The organism is Proteus sp. fly-1067 (assembly GCF_040139345.1).
GTDB classification, from domain to species: Bacteria; Pseudomonadota; Gammaproteobacteria; order Enterobacterales; family Enterobacteriaceae; genus Proteus; species Proteus vulgaris_B.
The window spans coordinates 14216-35212 of sequence record NZ_JBEEUL010000001.1 but is presented as its reverse complement, the minus strand read 5'-3'; the positions used below and the strand labels follow the sequence as shown (position 1 = coordinate 35212).

The 20997-nt window shown below is 37.6% G+C and carries 18 protein-coding genes; 4 read left to right on the top strand and 14 right to left on the bottom strand.

Going from position 1 to position 20997, the window contains the following annotated elements:
- Window position 1 precedes the first annotated feature (1 nt).
- Entirely contained in the window at window positions 2-922 is a 921-nt protein-coding gene (locus tag ABN217_RS00145; protein WP_072068637.1) for a DMT family transporter, read from the top strand.
- A gap of 564 nt (window positions 923-1486) precedes the next feature.
- Here ABN217_RS00145 and fabB read toward each other — a convergent pair.
- On the bottom strand, window positions 1487-2698 hold the full coding sequence (gene fabB, locus ABN217_RS00140) for a beta-ketoacyl-ACP synthase I (protein WP_072068638.1): 1212 nt from the start codon (window positions 2696-2698) through the stop codon (window positions 1487-1489).
- 205 nt (window positions 2699-2903) lie between these two features.
- On the opposite strand from fabB, the gene mnmC reads away from it, so the two are divergent.
- Complete coding sequence (mnmC, locus tag ABN217_RS00135; protein ID WP_349458935.1) at window positions 2904-4955, top strand: bifunctional tRNA (5-methylaminomethyl-2-thiouridine)(34)-methyltransferase MnmC2/FAD-dependent 5-carboxymethylaminomethyl-2-thiouridine(34) oxidoreductase MnmC1; 2052 nt, start codon at window positions 2904-2906, stop codon at window positions 4953-4955.
- A gap of 77 nt (window positions 4956-5032) precedes the next feature.
- Here mnmC and ABN217_RS00130 read toward each other — a convergent pair whose 3' ends face one another.
- The 7 genes from ABN217_RS00130 to prmB all read right to left on the bottom strand — a co-directional run bounded on the left by ABN217_RS00130 (window position 5033) and on the right by prmB (window position 11099).
- Window positions 5033-5584 carry a GNAT family N-acetyltransferase gene (locus tag ABN217_RS00130; protein WP_196553776.1) on the bottom strand — a complete coding sequence of 184 codons (552 nt, stop codon included), beginning with the start codon at window positions 5582-5584 and terminating at the stop codon, window positions 5033-5035.
- A 97-nt stretch (window positions 5585-5681) separates the two neighbouring features.
- Window positions 5682-6578: a hypothetical protein gene (locus ABN217_RS00125; protein WP_072068641.1), complete on the bottom strand. Its 897-nt coding sequence runs from the start codon at window positions 6576-6578 to the stop codon at window positions 5682-5684.
- A 327-nt stretch (window positions 6579-6905) separates the two neighbouring features.
- Window positions 6906-7178 carry a YfcL family protein gene (locus tag ABN217_RS00120; protein ID WP_349440635.1) on the bottom strand — a complete coding sequence of 91 codons (273 nt, stop codon included), beginning with the start codon at window positions 7176-7178 and terminating at the stop codon, window positions 6906-6908.
- Window positions 7179-7331: 153 nt separating this feature from the next.
- The gene (locus ABN217_RS00115; protein ID WP_072068643.1) at window positions 7332-7886 is read right to left on the bottom strand and encodes an elongation factor P hydroxylase; all 555 of its coding nucleotides are present in this window, start codon (window positions 7884-7886) and stop codon (window positions 7332-7334) included.
- Between the two features lie 18 nt (window positions 7887-7904).
- Window positions 7905-8705 carry a sulfite exporter TauE/SafE family protein gene (locus tag ABN217_RS00110; protein ID WP_072068644.1) on the bottom strand — a complete coding sequence of 267 codons (801 nt, stop codon included), beginning with the start codon at window positions 8703-8705 and terminating at the stop codon, window positions 7905-7907.
- A 173-nt stretch (window positions 8706-8878) separates the two neighbouring features.
- Window positions 8879-9964, bottom strand: coding sequence for a chorismate synthase (gene aroC / locus ABN217_RS00105; protein ID WP_072068645.1), 1086 nt, complete (start codon window positions 9962-9964; stop codon window positions 8879-8881).
- A gap of 205 nt (window positions 9965-10169) precedes the next feature.
- Window positions 10170-11099, bottom strand: coding sequence for a 50S ribosomal protein L3 N(5)-glutamine methyltransferase (prmB, locus tag ABN217_RS00100; protein WP_196553778.1), 930 nt, complete (start codon window positions 11097-11099; stop codon window positions 10170-10172).
- A gap of 591 nt (window positions 11100-11690) precedes the next feature.
- Between prmB and smrB the strand changes: the two genes are divergently transcribed.
- Window positions 11691-12233 carry an endonuclease SmrB gene (gene smrB / locus ABN217_RS00095; protein WP_072068647.1) on the top strand — a complete coding sequence of 181 codons (543 nt, stop codon included), beginning with the start codon at window positions 11691-11693 and terminating at the stop codon, window positions 12231-12233.
- A gap of 79 nt (window positions 12234-12312) precedes the next feature.
- Here the strand turns inward: smrB and sixA are convergent, their stop codons facing one another.
- The 4 genes from sixA to ABN217_RS00075 all read right to left on the bottom strand — a co-directional run bounded on the left by sixA (window position 12313) and on the right by ABN217_RS00075 (window position 17172).
- Entirely contained in the window at window positions 12313-12786 is a 474-nt protein-coding gene (sixA, locus tag ABN217_RS00090; protein ID WP_072068648.1) for a phosphohistidine phosphatase SixA, read from the bottom strand.
- A gap of 389 nt (window positions 12787-13175) precedes the next feature.
- A complete protein-coding gene (gene fadJ / locus ABN217_RS00085; RefSeq protein WP_502935120.1) occupies window positions 13176-15335 on the bottom strand; it encodes a fatty acid oxidation complex subunit alpha FadJ in 2160 nt (719 codons plus the stop codon).
- Window positions 15335-16639, bottom strand: a complete 1305-nt coding sequence (gene fadI / locus ABN217_RS00080; protein ID WP_196553779.1) for an acetyl-CoA C-acyltransferase FadI — start codon at window positions 16637-16639, stop codon at window positions 15335-15337. Before fadI ends, fadJ begins: the two co-directional genes overlap by 1 nt.
- Before the next feature lie 236 nt (window positions 16640-16875).
- Window positions 16876-17172, bottom strand: a complete 297-nt coding sequence (locus tag ABN217_RS00075; protein WP_082151772.1) for a YfcZ/YiiS family protein — start codon at window positions 17170-17172, stop codon at window positions 16876-16878.
- A gap of 344 nt (window positions 17173-17516) precedes the next feature.
- On the opposite strand from ABN217_RS00075, the gene fadL reads away from it, so the two are divergent.
- On the top strand, window positions 17517-18872 hold the full coding sequence (fadL, locus tag ABN217_RS00070; RefSeq protein ID WP_196553780.1) for a long-chain fatty acid transporter FadL: 1356 nt from the start codon (window positions 17517-17519) through the stop codon (window positions 18870-18872).
- Between the two features lie 79 nt (window positions 18873-18951).
- Here the strand turns inward: fadL and mlaA are convergent, their stop codons facing one another.
- Together mlaA and ABN217_RS00060 are read right to left on the bottom strand one after the other, a co-directional pair.
- Window positions 18952-19689 carry a phospholipid-binding lipoprotein MlaA gene (gene mlaA, locus ABN217_RS00065; RefSeq protein ID WP_072068652.1) on the bottom strand — a complete coding sequence of 246 codons (738 nt, stop codon included), beginning with the start codon at window positions 19687-19689 and terminating at the stop codon, window positions 18952-18954.
- Window positions 19690-19898: 209 nt separating this feature from the next.
- Window positions 19899-20795 carry an AAA family ATPase gene (locus ABN217_RS00060; protein WP_231619279.1) on the bottom strand — a complete coding sequence of 299 codons (897 nt, stop codon included), beginning with the start codon at window positions 20793-20795 and terminating at the stop codon, window positions 19899-19901.
- Between the last annotated feature and the right edge of the window lie 202 nt (window positions 20796-20997).

Genomic DNA, 20997 nt, shown 5'->3' with positions numbered 1-20997 from the left:
AATGAAAAACGCAATTTTTCCGCTTTTAGCGGTTCTGATCTGGTCCATTAATGCCGTCGTCAATAAAGCAGCTGCGTCTGTTATCGATCCTGCGGCTATCTCTTTTTATCGTTGGTTTCTCGCCTTTTTAATTATGACGCCTTTTTTGATCATGCCTGTTTGGCACCATCGTAAAACCGTCAAACAATATTGGTGGAAATTATTTATCCTTGGTGCATTAGGAATGGTGATGTACCAGAGTTTGGCTTATTATGCTGCACATTATGTTAGCGCCACCTTTATGGGTATCTTGAACTCACTGATCCCATTACTAACTGTCATTATCAGTATTTTTGTTTTACGCGTTGTGCCTACTATTGGAATAGTGCTTGGTACTGTGCTTTCAATTAGTGGTTTAGTCTGGCTAATTAGTCGTGGAGAACCTTCTCAGTTACTTTCTCAAGGATTGGGATATGGCGAGCTAATGATGTTTATTGCTTCGGCATCTTACGCGCTTTATGGCGTTTTAACAAAACGGTGGTCTATCGCACTACCTAATTGGCAATCACTTTATGTTCAAATTGGGTTTGGTGTTCTGTTATTATTACCAAACTTCTTTCTTGCCGAAAGCGTGGCATTAACGAAAGACAATATTGGATTAGTGATTTTCGCGGGTATTGGCGCTTCTATTCTTGCACCTTACCTGTGGATCTTAGGTGTGATGAAATTAGGTGCGAATACAACCTCTATTTTTATGAACCTAATGCCATTATTTACAGCAATGATTGCGATCGCACTTCTTGGTGAAGAAATGCATAGTTATCATTTAGTGGGTGGTGGTATTGTGTTATTAGGTGTGCTCTTAGTGCAACAACTTAGAACACCACTAAATTTCCGACGTCAGTCTGCGACGAAAAAAGCAGATTGTCATCAGGAGATGTGAGTCAATGTCAAAAAGACAACAATAAAAAAATGCCGGCTAAATTCTTAGCCGGTCACATTCATGATGTTAGATTTAATAAATAAAACTGACATAAGAAATCAAAGTATAAAATATAAAGTAATACAAGTATCCGAGGCAAACATTACCAACTTTTATATTAAATAGCTTCTACTTATTTGTAATAAAATAATCCAGATCAATTTTTCACAGCTCTTTTTGTCCTATTAGTCCTTTCTATTAACCTAACTCCATATAAAACAAAACATTTAATAATTTTAGTTACAATTAAATTAAACGATTGAAATAAAACACGATTAATTTTATTTAATCATTAAAAACAACAGTTTACAAAAAAACCGTCTATTTTATTAGAATAATAAAATAAGTAACTATTAGGACAGGTATTTTTAAAGATTATTTATATAATCTTTTTTAAAGAGTTCTTATTCGAAAAATATCTTTATTAGAATAATAATTTATTTTACCTTGTGAATTTAAAATAAAAAGGCAGACTCCATTAAAATGATGCCTGCCTTTTTTAACAAAAAATATAAGTATAACTAACTAGTTTTTATATTTACTCATTACTAATGAAGCATTAGTACCACCAAAACCAAAGCTATTTGACATTACAGTGTTCAACTTTTGTTCTGTTGGCTGAGTAATGATATTCATACCCAGTGCTTTATCATCTAATTCTTCAATATTAATGCTTGGCGCAATAAAATCATGTTCTAACATCAACAAGCTATAAATTGCCTCATGTACACCAGCCGCACCTAATGAGTGGCCGGTCATCGCTTTAGTGGCTGAAATAGCTGGTGTATGTGTGCCAAATACTTCAGTGATAGCTTCCAGTTCTTTTAAATCACCTACTGGCGTTGAAGTGCCATGTGTATTGATATAATCAACTTTCTCAACATCTTGCATTGCCATTTGCATACAACGCACAGCACCTTCACCAGAAGGAGCAACCATATCTGCACCATCGGAAGTCGCGCCATAGCCTACAACTTCAGCATAAATATGTGCCCCACGCGCTAATGCGTGCTCTAACTCTTCAACAACCACAATACCGCCACCACCAGCGATAACAAAACCATCACGGTTTTTATCGTAAGTACGAGAAGCTTTACTTGGTGTTTCGTTATATTTCGTTGAAAGTGCACCCATTGCGTCAAATTCGCAGGTCATTTCCCAACTTAATTCTTCACCACCACCAGCAAATACAACGTCTTGTTTGCCTAATTGGATAAGTTCAACGGCATGGCCAATACAGTGTGCTGATGTTGAACAAGCAGAACTGATTGAATAGTTAACGCCTTTAATTTTAAAAGGTGTTGCTAAACACGCTGAAACACCTGATGCCATTGCACGAGTCACCATATAAGGACCTACGCCACGTAGACCTTTTGCTCTCATGCCATCAGAACCTTGAACCTGATTACGTGGAGAACCACCACCAGACCCTACGACTAAACCTGAACGAATATTAGAAACTTGGTCTTCACTCAGACCTGAATCTGCTATTGCTTCTTGCATAGATAAATAGGCATAAACCGATGCGTCGCTCATAAAACGGCGGATTTTACGGTCAATAAGACCTTCAGTATCAAGCTTAACGTTGCCCCAAATGTGGCTACGAAGCCCCATCTCTTTAAATTCTTCTGAGAAAGTTATCCCGGAACGGCCTTCCTTTAAAGAATCCAGCACTTCTTTCTGGTTATTACCAATGCTCGAAACAATACCCAGACCCGTGATCACTGCGCGCTTCATTCATACCTCTTTACAATAATAGTTGTAGCTGCGGGATTTCTGAGTAGCACTCTAGCGTACAGTTGTACGCTGAACAAGTCCGATCAGGATCTTTTTTACAAAAATGCAGATAAGCTGATAAAACACTTTCCCCTTAAAGGCTGGTACAACCTAGCTAACAGCGCTAAGATATTAGACAATATCTTAGAGAAATACAGGCAGTTCCGTGAATAATAGCCCAATAAATACCGCATCTTTAAGTTGGAATGAACTTGGTACGCCTATCTCAGAACAATTTGGCGATATTTACTTTTCAAACCAAGATGGCCTAGAGGAAACACGATACGTATTCTTACAGGGAAACCATTTTCCATTACGTTTTGGTACACATGTACGCTCTGAATGTGTTATTGCAGAAACAGGGTTTGGCACTGGGCTGAATTTTTTAACACTGTGGCAAGCATTTGAGCAATTTAGGCAAGCATCACCCAACGCATGTTTAAAGCGCCTTCACTATGTTAGCTTTGAAAAGTTCCCTCTCAAAAAAAATGATTTACAATCCGCACATTACCATTGGCCTGAACTTGAAAAATATTCAAAAGCACTTTGTTCTCAATGGCCATTACCCATTGCTGGTTGCCACCGTATTATTCTCGCAGATGGAGCAATTACACTAGATTTATGGTTTGGTGATATCAACACATTGTTACCACAAACTCGCCAAGCACTACACAATAAAGTAGATGCATGGTTTCTCGATGGCTTTGCCCCTTCTAAAAATCCACAAATGTGGAGTGAAACACTCTTTCAATCCATGGCTGATTCAATGAGAGAAAATGGTACATTTTCGACATTTACTGCTGCGGGTATTGTCAAGCGAGGCTTGCAAAGTGTTGGGTTTGAGATAAAAAAAATCAAAGGGTTTGGGCAAAAAAGAGAGATGCTAACAGGTGTATTCCCTCATCCTCCCTCTCCCGAACATCTACCATATTATGCACGACCTCATGCAACACAAGCACAAGATATCGCTATTATAGGCGGTGGTATTGCTAGCACCTTTATCGCGCTTTCTTGCTTAAGAAGAGGTGCTAAAGTCACCTTATATTGTGAAGATAAACAGCCCGCAACAAATGCATCAGGTAATCGACAAGGTGTTTTATATCCTTTGTTAAATGGTAAGTCAGACGAAATAGAGCAATTTTTTACAACCGCATTCTTATTTGCTCGACGTACCTATGACAATCTAAGCCAAGCTGGCATTATGTTTTCTCACCAATGGTCTGGTGTTGCTCAACTTATTTATAATGATAAAGTGCGAAAAAAAGCAGAGCGAATAATTAATCATTCTGCTTTTTTTCACGAAATAGCTTGTTACCTTTCTCAAGATGAAATAAATGCCCAGTGCGGATTAGATATGAATTACGAAGGGCTTTTTTATCCGCAATCTGGCTGGCTCTCTCCCACTGAATTAACGACTCAAACACTAAAACATGCTCAACAACTGGGTTTAATACTGCATTTTAATCATCAAGTTACGCAGATAATGCGACACGGTTCATCTTGGTGCTTAGATATCGTTCATCATAGCGATGATCATGTGACACAAATTCAATCACAACATGACTGCGTGATTTTGGCAAATGGACATCGAATTACCGACTTTACTCAAAGTGCAAAATTACCTGTTAGTGCGGTCAGAGGCCAAGTTAGTCATATTCCAACAACAAAGACACTATCAAAATTAAAAACAGTACTTTGTTATGATGGCTATTTTACGCCTGTTGATAATCAAGATAAATTACATTGTGTTGGTGCAAGCTTTCGCCGAGATAGGTTAGACTTTACGATTTCCCGTGAGGAGCAAGAAGACAATCAATATCATCTTACGCACTGCCTAGCTAAAACTCCTTGGTGCTTTGATGTCGATTTTAGCCAAAACAATGCTCGAGTGGGTATTCGTTGTACAATACGCGATCATCTACCGCTATTAGGTGAAGTACCTGACTTTGAAAACCTACTATTAGCATACACTCATTTAGATAGGTTTAAGCGTAGAAGACAAACGCCCGTTTTAGCACCCGCTTATCATCAGCTTTATATCATCAGTGCATTAGGCTCTCGTGGATTATGTTCAGCACCATTATCAGCTGAAATTCTCGCAAGCCAAATTTTTGATGAACCCTTCCCAGTTGAAGACAGCGTGTTGAATGCCTTACACCCTAATCGTTTTTGGGTAAGACCTTTACTACGCGGAAAAGCGATTGAAGTTAAAAAGTAGTATATCCAATTAGCGTATAAGCAACCACTTTAGGTTGCTTAGCTTATTTTTTAACGGTTTATTTTTAATGTTACAACCTAATAAATCTTACACCTCATTGCACAGCGAGTTTCCTTCACAAAGCCACCTATTTCGACTTCATCGTCTAAGATTTTTTGCAAAGAATGTGGAACTTCGTTTTCTGGCAAAATAGAAAAACCTAAGCGTTGATAATACGGAGCATTCCAAGGAACATGACGAAACGTTGTCAACGTAACGGTACTGAATTGGCGCGCCTTTGCTTCGTCTTTGGCTTTTTGAATAAGTAATTTACCAATTCCGTTATTTTGCCAATCTTGACTGACAGAAAGTTCATGAATAAATAAACTATCAGGCAATGTTTGCATCATAATAAATCCCACAGGTTCATTGTCGTGATTTACCGCGACCCAATGTCCATGTTGGTTAATAAATTCTAGATGTGCTTCAATCCCTTGGACATCACTTTCGCTGATCCACTTTAAGTCTTCTAATGTGCTAAAAAGTTGCCCTGCAGATTGCTCAATCATCGGTAATTTAATGGCATCATCAATTTGTGTTTGGCGAAGTGTAATACTATTATTTTTTATTTTATTTTGTTTGATTGTCATATCTATTTCCAGTTCTGTACTTTGATACTTCGATAGTTAACTTATTAAAAAGCCATCCTATTGGATGGCTTACATAATAATTGATACTTTGGATATCTTATTGTTTAGGCAAAATACCGTAAGATTGGAACTTTCCACTCTCTTCAATGAAGCGATTGTAGTATTTATTATCTTCTACTGAATCTTTCACTACTCTATTCGCATACGCGCTAGAAACAGCCAGTGTTGCATTATGAAGTTTATCTTTTAATACACGGTGGATCTTCGGATCTTCACTTTCCTGAATTTGATTTAAAAGCAACACAAGCTCTTCTGCTTCAGCTTGAATATCAGGATCAGTAAATTCTGCTATCGGTAGCATGTAATCTAAATTGAGATTCACTGAATCGTTATACTCATCTTCTTGTGTAAATGGATTTAAATCTTTAGCGTACTCAGCAGAAATATATTTAATAAATTCTGGTTTATCAAAACACTTATTTTTTATGCCACCGTCATTATTTTTATTACGTGTACGAATTTCATTAGGAAATGGCTCTCCTAGAGGGTAAGTACATTGAAAGGTATTACCATCAATTAATGTAGCATTTGTGCTACGTACGGGGAGTTCAAACTCATAACCATTAATAATCAGTGGGTAGTCAACTGTTTTGAATTGGTCTGTTTTCCCTTTCACTGCATACACTTCAGAAAGAGTGTAGTACATGAAATTATCAGGGTTTAATATGCCACCATTATTGTTGTCATAAACCATAAAAAGGGCATTATTGCCCGCACTGTCTTTCAAGTTATGTTCACCAGGCGACAATGTAATATAGCCATTTTTACCAGGTTCAACCTGATATTCTTTACCATCAACACTAAAGCTGATCATATTTTCGCTTGGATTACTGTAATAAAATTTATTTTTTTTATTATCTAAATCAATTTGATCACAAGCAGATAAAAATAAAAAGGCACTCGTAAGTAAGCTTATTTTAAAGAAATTTTTCATCGTATCGTTATCCTTATCATAAATATTCTATGCAAATCATTTGCATCCCGAGAAACATTCCTAAAAAACATTTAAAAGTAATTTTACAGAAATGGCAAGGTGTTACAAAAGATAGCACTATTATGCTTAATCAATGAGAGATACATCGACTTTGAAAAATCAAATAAATACAATTGATAAATAGTAAGAATTAATTTTTGACTAAATACTCACCTTTTTCAACAGCAAATATCTTAAATATGACTTAAGTGTCATTATTTTAATGAGATTTTAAGAAAGAAAAAACAACCGATTGTACCGGTTGTTCTCTTAGGTAGGCATATCAAATTAATTAATTGAATTAACTAACTCATGCCACGTAGATAATACTAATGCTTGATCAGGTGGCGATAGCTCACCTGCTTTTATTGCCTTTTGAATGCTCTCTTCCACACGCGCTCTTAGCGCTTCTAATTGTGTGTTGTTTTCTTGCTCAAGCTCAGCAATAGCCAGTGTTATATGGCCTTGTAAATATCCACCAGCAAATAACTCATCGTCAGTAGCATGTTCAACACGGCTATCAATTCTATCTAACAAGTACGTTTCATACTCAGAAAGCATTATTTATCCTCAATATATAATGTTGCTGCATTCAACATCTGCCCTACATTATCAATGCAGTGAAATATATGATACAGCAACCTTACTACATCAGACTCCACCCTATCGGGTAAAACCTTCACAATCGATAAGCGATGGTTATTCTCGCAATCCTTAATTAACTAAAGGGTTTTCCTGATAAGGAAACATCTCTTCCGTTAGCTCTGGGGTATTGTAAAACAAATGTAACGCATTAATAAATAGCTGAGCACGAGGTGGCGTATTTTTATCTCGTAAATAAGCAAGCACTTGTTCTCTGACCTTGTTTCTAAACTCATAGCGATCAGGCTCAAAGTTACCTTCTAGATTGTCACAACTGACATTAAAAGGATAACCCGCAGCTTGGCAAAATAACCAATCCAATGCTTGAGGTTTAATCTCTACCACCTCAAACTGCCCTTGCGTCGTTTCGTCGCGTCCATCTGGACAATACCAGTAACCATAATCAACTTGTTGACGGCGAGCCGCGCCAGCAATACACCAGTGTGAAATTTCATGTAATGCACTCGCATAAAAGCCATGAGCAAAAATGATTTGGTGATAAGGTGTCTCTTCATTTGCTGGCAAATAAATCGGCTCATCATCCCCTTTGACTAAACGGGTTTGAAAACTTTCGCTAAAACATTGATTAAAGATATCAATTAACTGTTGATAATGATGTGCTGACATTTAAAAAACCATTTATTCCTAATTAAAAAGTGCAGAGAACCAAAGTGCAATAGTATCGCCATGATTGTCATTAATGAGTTTGATACTCATCAAGAAGGAGATAATGACCAACATAGGCCTTATTAATTTTTGCCCTTTCGTTAAAACCAAGCCTGCACCTAAGCGAGCACCAATAAATTGCCCACAAAGCATAACTAAACCAAGAGTCCAAATAACTTGCCCACCAATAATAAAAAATAATAGGGACCCAAAATTAGAGGTGAAATTGAGTAACTTTGCATGAGCAGTCGCTTTTGAGAGATTATACCCAAGTAACATGACATAACCTAAAGCGAAAAAAGAACCTGTACCAGGCCCAAAAATACCATCATAAAAACCCACGCCTCCGCCTAATATTGCGCCAAATGTATAGTAACCAATACGTTGTTTACTATCTTGGGCACCAATTGACGGAGTAAGAAGAAAATAGAGACCAATAGCAATAGTGAGAATAGGAAGCGCTTGCTTAAGAACCTCAGGGTTAATGAATTGCACCAACATAGCGCCAGAAACAGCACCAATAAAGGTCATTAAAATCGCAAATCGTTGGGATTTTAAATCAATAACCCGGCGACGTATAAAATAGAGTGTTGCAGAAAATGAACCACCAACAGATTGCAGTTTATTGGTTGCAAGCGCTTGTACTGGTGAAATACCGACCGAAAGTAAAGCCGGAATAGTAATTAAACCTCCACCACCAGCAATTGAATCTATAAAACCCGCAATTAAAGCGACAAAGAAGAGAAGAAGGTAGATGCCATCTGAAAAGAGCCAATCCATTTATCTATCCGAATTATCAGAAATGAAAGGACGTGTTGCTGTTTCTTTCGTTTATTTATTTTCAAGAGAGTAACAGCAACACGGTCTGAGCATAATAAAATTAGGCGCTCACACCTTTAAAGCTAACATCAAACTTACTACAGCTTATCAACCACGTTATTGATGTAGAATGATTACCATTGCATTAAAGGTGGTACAACATCACCACACTGACCACGCTGGCGCAATGCATGATCGAGTAATACAATCGCCATCATCGCTTCTGCGATTGGAATAGCGCGTATTCCCACACAAGGATCATGACGCCCCTTAGTTATCATATCGACTTCCTCACCGTCACGATTAATTGTTTTGCCTGCAATCGTGATGCTAGAGGTCGGTTTTAATGCGATATGGGCAATAATTGGCTGACCACTGCTAATTCCACCTAAAATCCCACCAGCATGATTACTGGTAAAACCATCCTTAGTGATTTCATCTCGGTTCTCTGTACCTTTTAAGGTTACAACACCAAAACCATCACCAATTTCAATACCTTTAACGGCATTAATACTCATCAATGCATGTGCTAAATCAGCATCTAATCGATCAAAGACAGGTTCACCAAATCCAGCAGGTACGCCTTGTGCAACAACAGTGACTTTTGCACCAATCGAATTGCCTTCTTTTTTAAGTGCGCGCATATATTCATCAAGTGCATCTAAACGCGAAGGATCAGGACAAAAAAATGGATTACTTTCGACGATAGACCAATCAACAAGATCACACGTAATTGGCCCTAATTGAGAAAGGTAACCTCGAACTTCGATACCCAATTTCTCTTTTAGGTATTTTTTTGCAATTGCACCTGCGGCAACGCGCATTGCTGTCTCACGAGCAGAAGATCGTCCACCGCCACGATAATCACGTAAGCCATATTTTTGTTCATAGGTATAATCCGCATGACCGGGGCGAAAAACATCTTTGATTTCACTGTAATCTTGAGAGCGTTGGTCCGTATTTTCAATCAGTAACCCAATACTTGTTCCCGTTGTCACACCATTAAAAACCCCCGATAAAATACGAACTTGATCGGGCTCGCGACGCTGAGTGGTATAACGTGAAGTGCCTGGTCTGCGTCTATCAAGATCAACCTGTAAGTCTGCTTCTGTTAGAGGGAGTCCAGGAGGTACACCATCAACAATGCAACCTAATGCAACGCCATGAGACTCACCAAAAGTCGTCACTCTGAACAATTGTCCGATACTGTTTCCTGCCATCCCTTTATTCCTATCTTTTACTGTGTGATGTTATCAATATGTTATTTGCAATAAATAACAATCTACCGTCTCATTGCTGTTACATCAACGATTATCAGTAGGACGTGTTGATCTTTTTTGCTTGTTTTTACAACAAGAGAAGCATGTAAAGCAACCTGTTCAACGATGATGGTCATTGATTGATATTAACAATGACCATCAAAGATCAATTCGCCCTAGAAAAACGATCTGAATATTCGACGAGCTGTTCGCGAGTCAGCATAAAGACACCAAGCCCCCCATTATCAAACTCAAGCCATGTAAACGGAACGTCTGGGAATTGTTCGATAAGATGAACCATGCTGTTTCCCACTTCACACACAAGAACACCTTTTTCACTTAAATATTCAGGGGCTTTTAGTAAAATTTGGCGTGTAATATCAAGACCATCAATACCTGATGCCAATGCTAATTCTGGTTCAACCTGGTATTCATCTGGTAAATCGCCCATATCTTCAACATCAACATAAGGCGGATTTGTCACAATAATATCGTAAGGCGTTGGAACAATAGCGTTAAACAAATCAGATTGCATAGGGTAAACACGATGAGCTAGGCCGTGGTTTTCAATATTAAATTCTGCCACTTCCAGAGCATCTACAGAAATATCAACCGCATCCACTTCTGCATCTTCAAATTCATGCGCACATGCTATGGCGATACAACCACTTCCGGTACATAAATCAAGAATACGTGTTGGTTCTTGCTGGATTAAACCATCAAAGTGGTTATTGATTAATTCACCAATAGGAGAACGAGGAATAAGCACACGTTCATCAACATAAAATTCATGACCGCAGAACCAAGCACGATGAGTTAAATAAGGAACAGGGATCTTTTGCTCAATTCGACTTTCTATCAGAGTAATGATTTCCATTTTTTCAGAGGTTGTTAATTTTGTCGATAACAGCGCATCTGGAATATCTAAAGGAAGTGCAATAGTTGGTAATACAAGCTGTAATGCTTCATCCCATGCGTTATCTGTGCCATGACCATAATAAATGTCAGATGAATTAAACTGACTCATAGCCCAACGTAGCATATCTAGGATAGTGCTTAAATCAGCAACTGCTTCCTCTTTTAGTGTTATATCCAAAATGGTTGTCCTCTGAAGAAATAGAAAGTCTGTAGTTTGCCATGAAGATGGTGATAAATCAGCGGGAAACCGTAAAAAAACATAACAACGTTATCAGTACAGCTTATACCAACACACTTATTATGGTTTTATACTTCAGTCATAGAACAAAAAGCAAAATATACGAACCATTTAAAATTAAAATTTAGTGTTTTATACTTTTAATTTAAGTTTCATTAGCAAGAATGCAAAACCAAGCCATACTTAATACATGAAAGAATTAACTGTATACCAATATGCGCCTAAAGATGTTTTTTCATTCAATATGCTGTCACTTGATAACAAATACATAATTTTTGAAGACTTTTTTTGATATCTTTTTATCGTAGTTTTACTACAACCGTAAGATATATAAAAGTTTATGTTCTACAGATATTCTGAACAAAGCAACTTGTTAATCACCTCGTATTTGCTAGCTATGTGACTATTTCGGCAGGGTAAATACCCTGCCTTTTTTTATGTCAAATTTATAACCTATACTTTTTTATCTCTGACACTATTTCATGTACTATTACCTTATAAAAACAGTAACACTATGAAGAATCATAAAAAATGAATAAAAAATTTTCACTGCCATCTTCTGAAATTGAGTTATTTCAGGAAATGATAAAAGGCACAAAGAAATTACCTCAAGATAAAATACTTCACTCGCCAAAACGTAAAAAAGTAACACACTACGCTGTTGAACGTTTGCAACAAGAGCAAGTTGATGCTTCATATTATTTTTCTGATGAATTTCAACCTAATTTAGCGACAGAAGGCCCAATGCGCTACTTAAGAGAAGGCGCAAATGCTTATGAATTGAAAAAACTACGTCGTGGCGATTATGTTCCTGAGTTTTTTCTCGATTTACATGGTTTAACACAATTAATTGCCAAACAAGAGATTGGTGCTTTGATTGCAGCCTGTAGGCGAGAGCACGTTTACTGTGCCTGTATTATGCATGGACATGGCAAACATATTTTAAAACAACAAACACCACTTTGGTTAGCACAGCATCCAGATGTCATTGCGTTTCATCAAGCGTCAAAAGAATGGGGTGGTGATGCAGCGTTATTAGTATTAGTCGAAAATGATGATATTGCCCGCCGTTGACGTATCAGTTATCCCAATTATTAACCCTTAAATCACCCGAATGGTGAAATAAGGCGTTAATTATTTTTATTGGACTAATTTATTTTAATGTTGAGGGTGAGACTTGCCATACCAATTCCCCAACACCTTTTGACAAATCAAAATCAACACAAGCTATCGTCGATGTTGAAAACATAGGCGCACACACTGCAGGGCACAATTCAGCCACAACATAGCCGACTAAAGGCAAATGAGATATAACCAAAATATTTTGATATCCCGTATCCCCTAGCGCACGTAAATAATGAGCAATATGTGACGGATTACCACCAGGAATAAGCCCTTCATCGGTTTCTACTTTGCTTGGTAGCGCTAAATCTGTTTTTACAGCCTCTAATGTTTGTTGAGCTCGTAAATAAGGGCTAACTAAAACATAATCGATTGTATGTCCTTGCGTTGTCATCCATTCAGCCATTTTTATTGATTCACTTCTTCCACGCTCAGTCAGTGGTCGTAGTGCGTCGCTTGCAGCATCAAGCGCTGCTTCTCCGTGGCGCATAATAAAAATTTGCATAGTAAATTATTAAACCTATTTTATTTTTTGTAATTACTGACATTAACGTTTTTAAAATAGTTAATCTAATCAAGATAAAATTAATATATTCTTATATCAAATCGCCAATGTCCTAATTGCAATTGCATAATTCATCTAGTTAAAATCATGCCATTATTTTACAAATTTAATGTCATTTTCAGGATTTTATTTTAAAAAACTTCATTTTTAAATTTATTTTCAAATAACTATATTGCCATATCTGGCTATCATTAACACTTTCGACCTTTTTTTCCATTAAAAATTCATCAATTATTAATCTGACGCAAAAAGTACAAGAAAAAAGGCGCCTAAGCGCCTCAATCAAAACAAGTATCACAAAAGGAAAATGCAATGGTATAGAGGTTTAATTAATCATAAAAACGTTCATTTCGTTTAGCCATTTCAACTAGCCGTTCACAAGGACGATATTTTTCGCCATATTTATCAGCAAGTTGATTAAGTTTTTCTGCTATTTTTGTCGTTCCCATGCTATCCATATAACGGAAAGGCCCACCAAAGAAAGGAGGGAAACCAATACCAAAAACAGCACCAATGTCACCATCACGCGGTTGTTTTATAATATTTTCATCTAAGCAACGAACTGCTTCATTTAGCATCAATAATAAACAACGTTCTGTGATTTCAGATGAAGATAATTGGCTTTTGGGTTTAATTTGTAAAAGACGATAAATAGTGGGATCGGGCTGTTTTTTATTTTTTCCAAATGAAAAAGGCAGAACATGTTTTGTATAAAGGTAAAAACCTCTGCCATTTTTACGCCCTTTTCTATCATCAGCAATAATGGCATCAACAGCAGGTGGAGAAGCAAATCGTTCACCAAATGCATTCACTAATATTGGTGTTATTTTTGTACCAATATCAATACCAACTTCATCTAATAACTGAATAGGCCCTACAGGAAAACCAAACTGAACGAGTGCTTTATCAATATTTTCAATTGGCTCACCTTGTACTAAACATGCCAATGCTTCGCTAATATAAGGAGCAAGAATACGATTAACATAGAACCCGGGTTTATCACCTACAACTATCGCAACCTTACCTTGTTTTTTAGCAAAAGCCACCGTTGTTGCAATAGTTTTTTCGTTAGTATTTTCATGCGGAATAACTTCAACTAATGGCATTTTTTCTACAGGGCTAAAATAGTGAAGGCCGATCACTTTTTCTGGATATTTCGCTGTTTCTGCAATTTCATGAATAGGTAATGAAGAGGTGTTAGATGCAAAAATAATTTTACCTTTACCCACATCTTCAATATCTGCCACCATTTTCTGTTTTAAAGCAAGATCTTCAAAAACTGCTTCAACAATAATGTTGGATTGATGAAAACCGCTGTAATCCAATGAACCTGAAAGTAAGCTCATTTGGCGTTGGCGTTCACGTACAGATAATCTTTTTTTACTGACCTTGGTCGAAAGCGCTTTCCAACTATAATTTAAGGCTTGAGCAATTCCCTTATCACTAATATCTTTGATCCTTACAGGTAAATTGCCCTTTGTGGCAGTAACAAAAGCTATACCGCCCCCCATTAATCCCCCACCTAAAACACCGATGTGATGCAAACCATCTGGTTTTTCAGATGATCCTGTCTCATTTTTAAGTGCTGTAGAAGCAAAAAAGAGGTGCCTTAACGACGATGAAACAGGTGTCATAGCTAACTCACCAAAAGCATTCGCCTCTTCTTTAAACCCTGTTTGAAGATCTTTTTCAAGTCCACGTTCTATTACATGTAAAATACGTTCAACTGCAGGATATTGCCCTTTTGTCTTAGCTAATGCGCGTTTTTTCGCTTGCCCAAAAAGTATATTCCTCCCTAATGTGGTATTTGCCCAGAAACGATCCATGATTGAATGCTTTTTCTGCTCTTTTTTACCTGACAAAATCCATTTTGCTGCAACATCTAATAAAATATCTTGCGAAACAACATCATTAACAAGACCTAATTTCAACGCTCGTTTAGCATTGATTTGTCTACCCGTTAAAATTAAATCTAACGCCGACGTTACACCAATAAGACGAGGCAAACGCTGAGTTCCTCCTGAGCCAGGTAATAACCCAAGTTGCACTTCAGGAAGTCCTAAACGTGTTTTGTTATTGTCAGAACAAATTCGTCCGTGGCAGGCCAATGCTAATTCAAGCCCTCCCCCAAGGCATGCGCCATTGATAGCAGCCACAACAGGTAATGGGTAATTTTCAAGTTGCGTAAAAAGATCCTGCCCTGCTTTTGCTAATGCACTCGCTTCTTCTTTGGTTTTACAACCCGCAATCATCGAGATATCAGCGCCAGCAATAAAACTATCTGCCTTGCCTGATGTAATAATTAATCCTTTTACACCAGAATGTTGTTGCGCTTGTTTCAAAACATCTTGGAACTGCTGCACAAATTCAGCTTTTAAGGTATTCACTTTTTCGCCGATAACATCAATGGTTATTACGCCAACTTTATCGTTACGAACTGAAAATTGGAAAACGGAAGATTTTTCTAGTGTTGTTTGTTGTTGTTCCATTATTCCACCTCCAAAATCATCGCTGCACCTAATCCACCTGCCGCACATGCGGTCGTTAACCCAAATCCGCCACCTCGGCGTTTAAGCTCATGGAGCGTCTGTGTCACCATTCTTGCACCCGTCGCTGCAAACGGATGTCCATAAGCAATAGATCCCCCTAGCACATTAAATTTATCCATATCCACTTTTCCAATTGCCTTGGATAACCCTAATTGCTCTTTAGCAAATCGTTCACTTTCAAATAGCATCAAATTACTCAATGTTTGTGCGGAAAAAGCTTCATGCATATCAATTAATGTTATATCACTCAAAGAAAGACCTGCCCGAGAAAGTGCAAGTGGTGTGGCATATGAAGGGCCTAATAACATATCTTTCCAGACATCTGTTGCAGTAAATGCATAACTACGTAGATAACCAAGTGGTTGATAACCTAAGCTTTTTGCAACTGACTCTTTCATCATTAATACTGCAGCTGCGCCGTCCGTTAATGGCGTACTGTTTGCAGCAGTCACACTACCATGACGACGATCAAAAGCAGGTTTTAACTTAGCGTAAGAATCAAGAACAGAGTTTTTACGAATATTATTATCTTGATGGAAACCTTCTTTGTAAGGCGGGAAAAAAGCGGTCATCACTTCATTATCTAGTTTTCCCATTTCCCATGCTTTAGTTGCTAATTGATGAGAACGATGTGCTAATTCATCTTGAGCAACTCTGGAAATATGATAAGTCTTTGCCATTTGCTCAGCGGTATCTCCCATACGTAACCCAGTTGAATACTCAGCCACAGCAGGAGCAACAGGGAGAAGATCACGAAACCGTAATTGACTTAAATAACTTAAACGTTGGCCTAATGATTTTACTTTATTAAGACTTAGCAACACATCTGCTAATTTTTTACTGACACCAATTGGTAAAACAGATGATGAATCTGCACCACCAGCAATACCGACAGAAACATGCCCTGCCATCATGCTTTCAGCAACATTTGCAATCGCTTGAAAGCTCGTTGCACATGCTCTTGTTACGCTGTAGGCGTCTGTTTTTACACTTAAGCCAGCACCGAGCACAATTTCTCTGGCAATATTCGGTGCTTCTGGCATTTGAACCACTTGTCCGAAAACAAGTTGATCGATAATTTCGGGAGGAATTTCATTGCGAGTCACTAATTCTTGAACCACTGAACGCCCTAATTCAACCGCAGGTATTCCTCGATACGCAGTCGCTTGTTTAGCAAAAGGTAAGCGTAGCCCGCTGACAATGGCGATGCGATCTTTCATAGCACTGTTCGTTGATGACTTCATAACGGCTCCTGACAAAATGAGTTCCTAACACCAAAGAGGTCTGACCTGACAATAGTGTTAACAAAAATTTCACCTACCAGAAACATCATTTTATGAGAAGTGGGAGTTAGCGCGCATTATTTCGATAGAATGTCTGAAACCCAACAATAACGATAGGAAGGATAAAAAACACAATGGTGGGCAATAAAAAAGGCTGTTGAATTTCAACAGCCTTAAATCTATTTATTTTCAGCGGATTAACGTAATCCTAACTGGAAGATCAGGTTTTCTGCTTCACAAGAAAATGTAAAATCAGCGGTAAGTTGAACACCACCATCAACATCAGCAAATTGTTGATTAATTTTGCAAGGCTCTGAAGCAATAGATTGTGCTTTTGCACTGAGTTGATCCAACATTGCTTGCGCTTCTACTTTATCAGCGAAGACATGCTGATATGACGCAGTGCAATTTTTATTGTCAATAATAGTACCCACATCTACACAACAGCAAGCAGCGGTTTCTTCTGCACTACAGCGATTGATTGCGTCTGCCATTTTAGTCTCCCAACGAAAGAAATGTTAATTATCTATCATAATCGCAAAAAAATAAAATAAACTGCTTTAGCTCAAATTATCTTACAATTTTACAAAAAAAATTGATTATTCTGTTTATTTAACAATCAAAAATATCTTTATTGGGATATTTTGTGAAAATAATGTTAACCAAATCCCAATTATCAAATCAAAATGGCAATATTTGTAAAACATACTTGCAACATTTGGGGTAATCAACTTTATACTTAATCAACTGGTCTGATTTGTCATAACGACAACCGCACCTAAAATCCAGCGCTTCTAATCAGAAGTAACAACTTAAAAAAATTATGAGGGTTTAGGTCATGAACCGTAAAAACCTGTTTACTCGCACAGCACTAGCTGCCTTGGTAGGTGTTATCTCCTCTCAAGCAGGCGCTGCCGGTTTTCAGTTAAATGAATATTCTACTTCAGCACTAGGGCGTGCATTTTCAGGAGAAGGCGTTATTGCCGATGACGCAAGCGTAGGTAGCAGAAACCCTGCTGCTCTCACTATGTTTGATCGCCCTGAATTCTCTGTAGGTGCTATCCATATTAACCCAAGCGTTGATATTAAAGGTAAATCTCCGCTTACAGGTGCTAGCACTAATGCTGGTGATATCGCACCAAGTGCATTAGTCCCGAATATCCACTTTGTTGCCCCTATTAATGATAAATGGGCAATTGGTGCATCAGGTACAACAAACTTTGGCTTAGCGACTGATTTTAAAAAGGATTATGCTGCAGGCCTTATTGGTGGTAAAACCGATTTAAAAACCATGAACTTAAACTTAAGTGCAGGTTATCGAGTAAATAACCAATTTAGTGTCGGTTTAGGTTTAAATGCCCTTTATGCTGATGCAGAAATTACACGCCATGTTGGTGAAGCGGGTAAAGTTTTAGGTGGTGCTTTATCACAAAAACCGGGCATGGGGCAATTAGGCGGTTATTTATCAAGCCTATCACCAAGTGATCGCTTTGCTCAATTGAAAGGTGATGCTTGGGGCTTTGGTTGGAACGCGGGTTTATTATATGAGTTTGACGAAGATAACCGTGTAAGCTTTACTTACCGTTCTAAAGTTAAAGTGAAATTTAAAGACGGTGAATACCAAAGTGACTTACGTTCAATTCCACAACTCGAAGGAATGGGAATTGTAGGTACTAACGGTGAAACCATTAAAGGTAAACTAGACCTTAACTTACCTGAAATTTGGGAATTTGCCGCTTATCACCGCGTTGCACCAAAATGGGCTGTTCACTATAACTTTGCTTACACAAGCTGGAGCGCATTTGAAGAGTTAAGAGCCACACGTAAGAGTGATGGTCAGCAACTATTCAAGAAAGAGGAAGGCTTCCGTGATGCATGGCGTGTTGCATTAGGTACAACCTATTATCATGATGATAACTGGACATTCCGTACAGGTATTGCCTTTGATGATAGCCCAGTCCCTGCTGATAAACGCTCAATCTCTATTCCAGACCAAGATCGCTTCTGGTTAAGTGCGGGTACAACTTATGCATTTAATAAAGATATGTCTGTTGATGTTGGCTTAGCATATATGCACGGTAAAAAAGTCACAATTAAAGAGAAATTATCTGAAGATTTGCCATTACCAGCTTATGAATTCGAATCATCAGGTAAAGCATGGTTATACGGTATGAACTTTAACTATCGTTTCTAATTTTTCACTGTGCTTTTTATACAAAAAATGGTCTTTTTCAAGACCATTTTTTATTTATTCATCAAGCTAACCGCAAAAATTAATCAATTGAATCTAAATCATCTTCAATTGCTTTCGCGTTAGGGTTCTCTTTTACCGTGCCAGCTTGGAAGTCATTACTCTGGAAGTAAGCTTCACGCATCATTAAGTAAGGATCAGACGAGTTTTGCAAAATAGCATCGGAATCGAGCAATTGTGCACGTGTTTCAATGCCTTCTAATGCCCATTTACCCGCTGACATCCAAAACGTCAAATAACTCAACATTGGATACGTTAAGTCAGCCCAATCACCACCCTCTTCACGAACAGTAAAGCTACCATAGCCCGGTACAACCACATAAGGGCCATAATCCATACCATAATGACCTAACGTACTACCAAATCGCATTGGAACTTCTTTTTCCATTGTTTCTTTGGACATACCAGCAACATCAATTAAGCCCCCCATACCAAAGACTGTATTGATCCAAAAACGACCAAAATGTTTTGCTCCCTTTTCAAAATCGCCACGCAATACACTATTTAACATACTAGCAGGCTCTTCTAAGTTACCGAGAAAATTAGATAAGCCATTTCTTGCTGGTGGCGGAACATAGTCACGCCAAACAACAGCAACGGGACGTAGGATATAAGGGTCTAAAACATAGTAGTTAAAATCAAACATCTGGCGGTTAAACCCTTCCAATGGGTCAGAGCGCCCCTCCCCATTATTAGGGGTACTTGCACATCCTGAAAGTAAGGCGACTGAAAGAGCAACACCGCACAGGCGATACTTCATAATGTTCTCCGCTAATTATATTATGATGAGCAGCATCATAGTTCGCATATTCATAAATTCTATACATAATACTGTCAATGCGTAACAAGTGGTACTTTTATTAGGCGTTGATCTTATAAGATAATTCAGTTTTTAGGATTATCCCATTGAGCTAATTTACAATATTAGCCCAATATTATAAGGTTAATATAATAATATTTGATGCTTATTTACTGATATTCTTTTATCACTAATTGCTCTTTAGCATCAGGGTACGAAAAATGCTCTGTGATAAAATCAAACTCTTCATTTGTTGTTTTAAACGGGTTTTCGTCAGATTGATTACGTAAAGATAATCGTTTTTTACACTCAGTATTTTCTACTTTCAAAACATGAAATAAATAAGGCATATTCGCATTATCAGCTAATGATTTTAGCCATTGCCGTTGTTTAGGCGTATTAGCAGGAAAATCCATAATAACGGTATTTCCTGCGCTAAGAAGAGCTGCAATATGTTTGCTCAATAGCTCCTTCATTAACTCACTTTTTTCAATATAGTCAGTCACTGTTTTTATTTGATTTGGGTAAAGCCGCGATAGCCATTCATCTTCATTGATTAATACCGTTCTGGGTGATTTAGCAAATGATTTTGCTAAAGTTGATTTACCAGAAGCAATTTTTCCACAGAAAAAATGTAAACGAGCATCTGGAGATGATTTTAATAAATCAGTACCATAAGAGTTATCGATAACACAAAGCCATTGGTCATTGATAAATTTAAAAACATAAGTGGCTTCTCTTACTGTATTAAACTTTCCTTCATTTGGCATATTTGCACTTAAAAGTGTTTGTGCTAAAACAAGCGCACAATCTTCACCAAAAATAACTTTTACTTTTCCTTGAGAGACTTGTAATGAGTGATTAAAAAATCCAGCGATCGCCATAAATGCTTTTTTTAGTGAAGTCTTACCAGAAACATGCAAATCATCTTTAACTACCAACGTGCCATTTTCAGTATAAAAATTCATTAGATACTCAAAATTTTCGTCAGTGATAGCTTGGTCTGCATTTGCAATTAGTTGTATTAGTGATTGGGTATGTTGATCAACTTCTTGTGGAGTAAACATTTTTATCCTTATCTTTTCTTTATGCTAGATAAGGAGTCTAAAATAAAAAAACCCGCTTATCTGGCGGGTTCCTAATACAACCAATTCCCACCACTAAAAGATGGTAATAATAATTGCTGAAGAGGTTGTAAAATATGACATAAAAATAAACCTTATAAATAGACTAAACAAAATCTAGCAGTAATTTACTTTGTAAACAAGA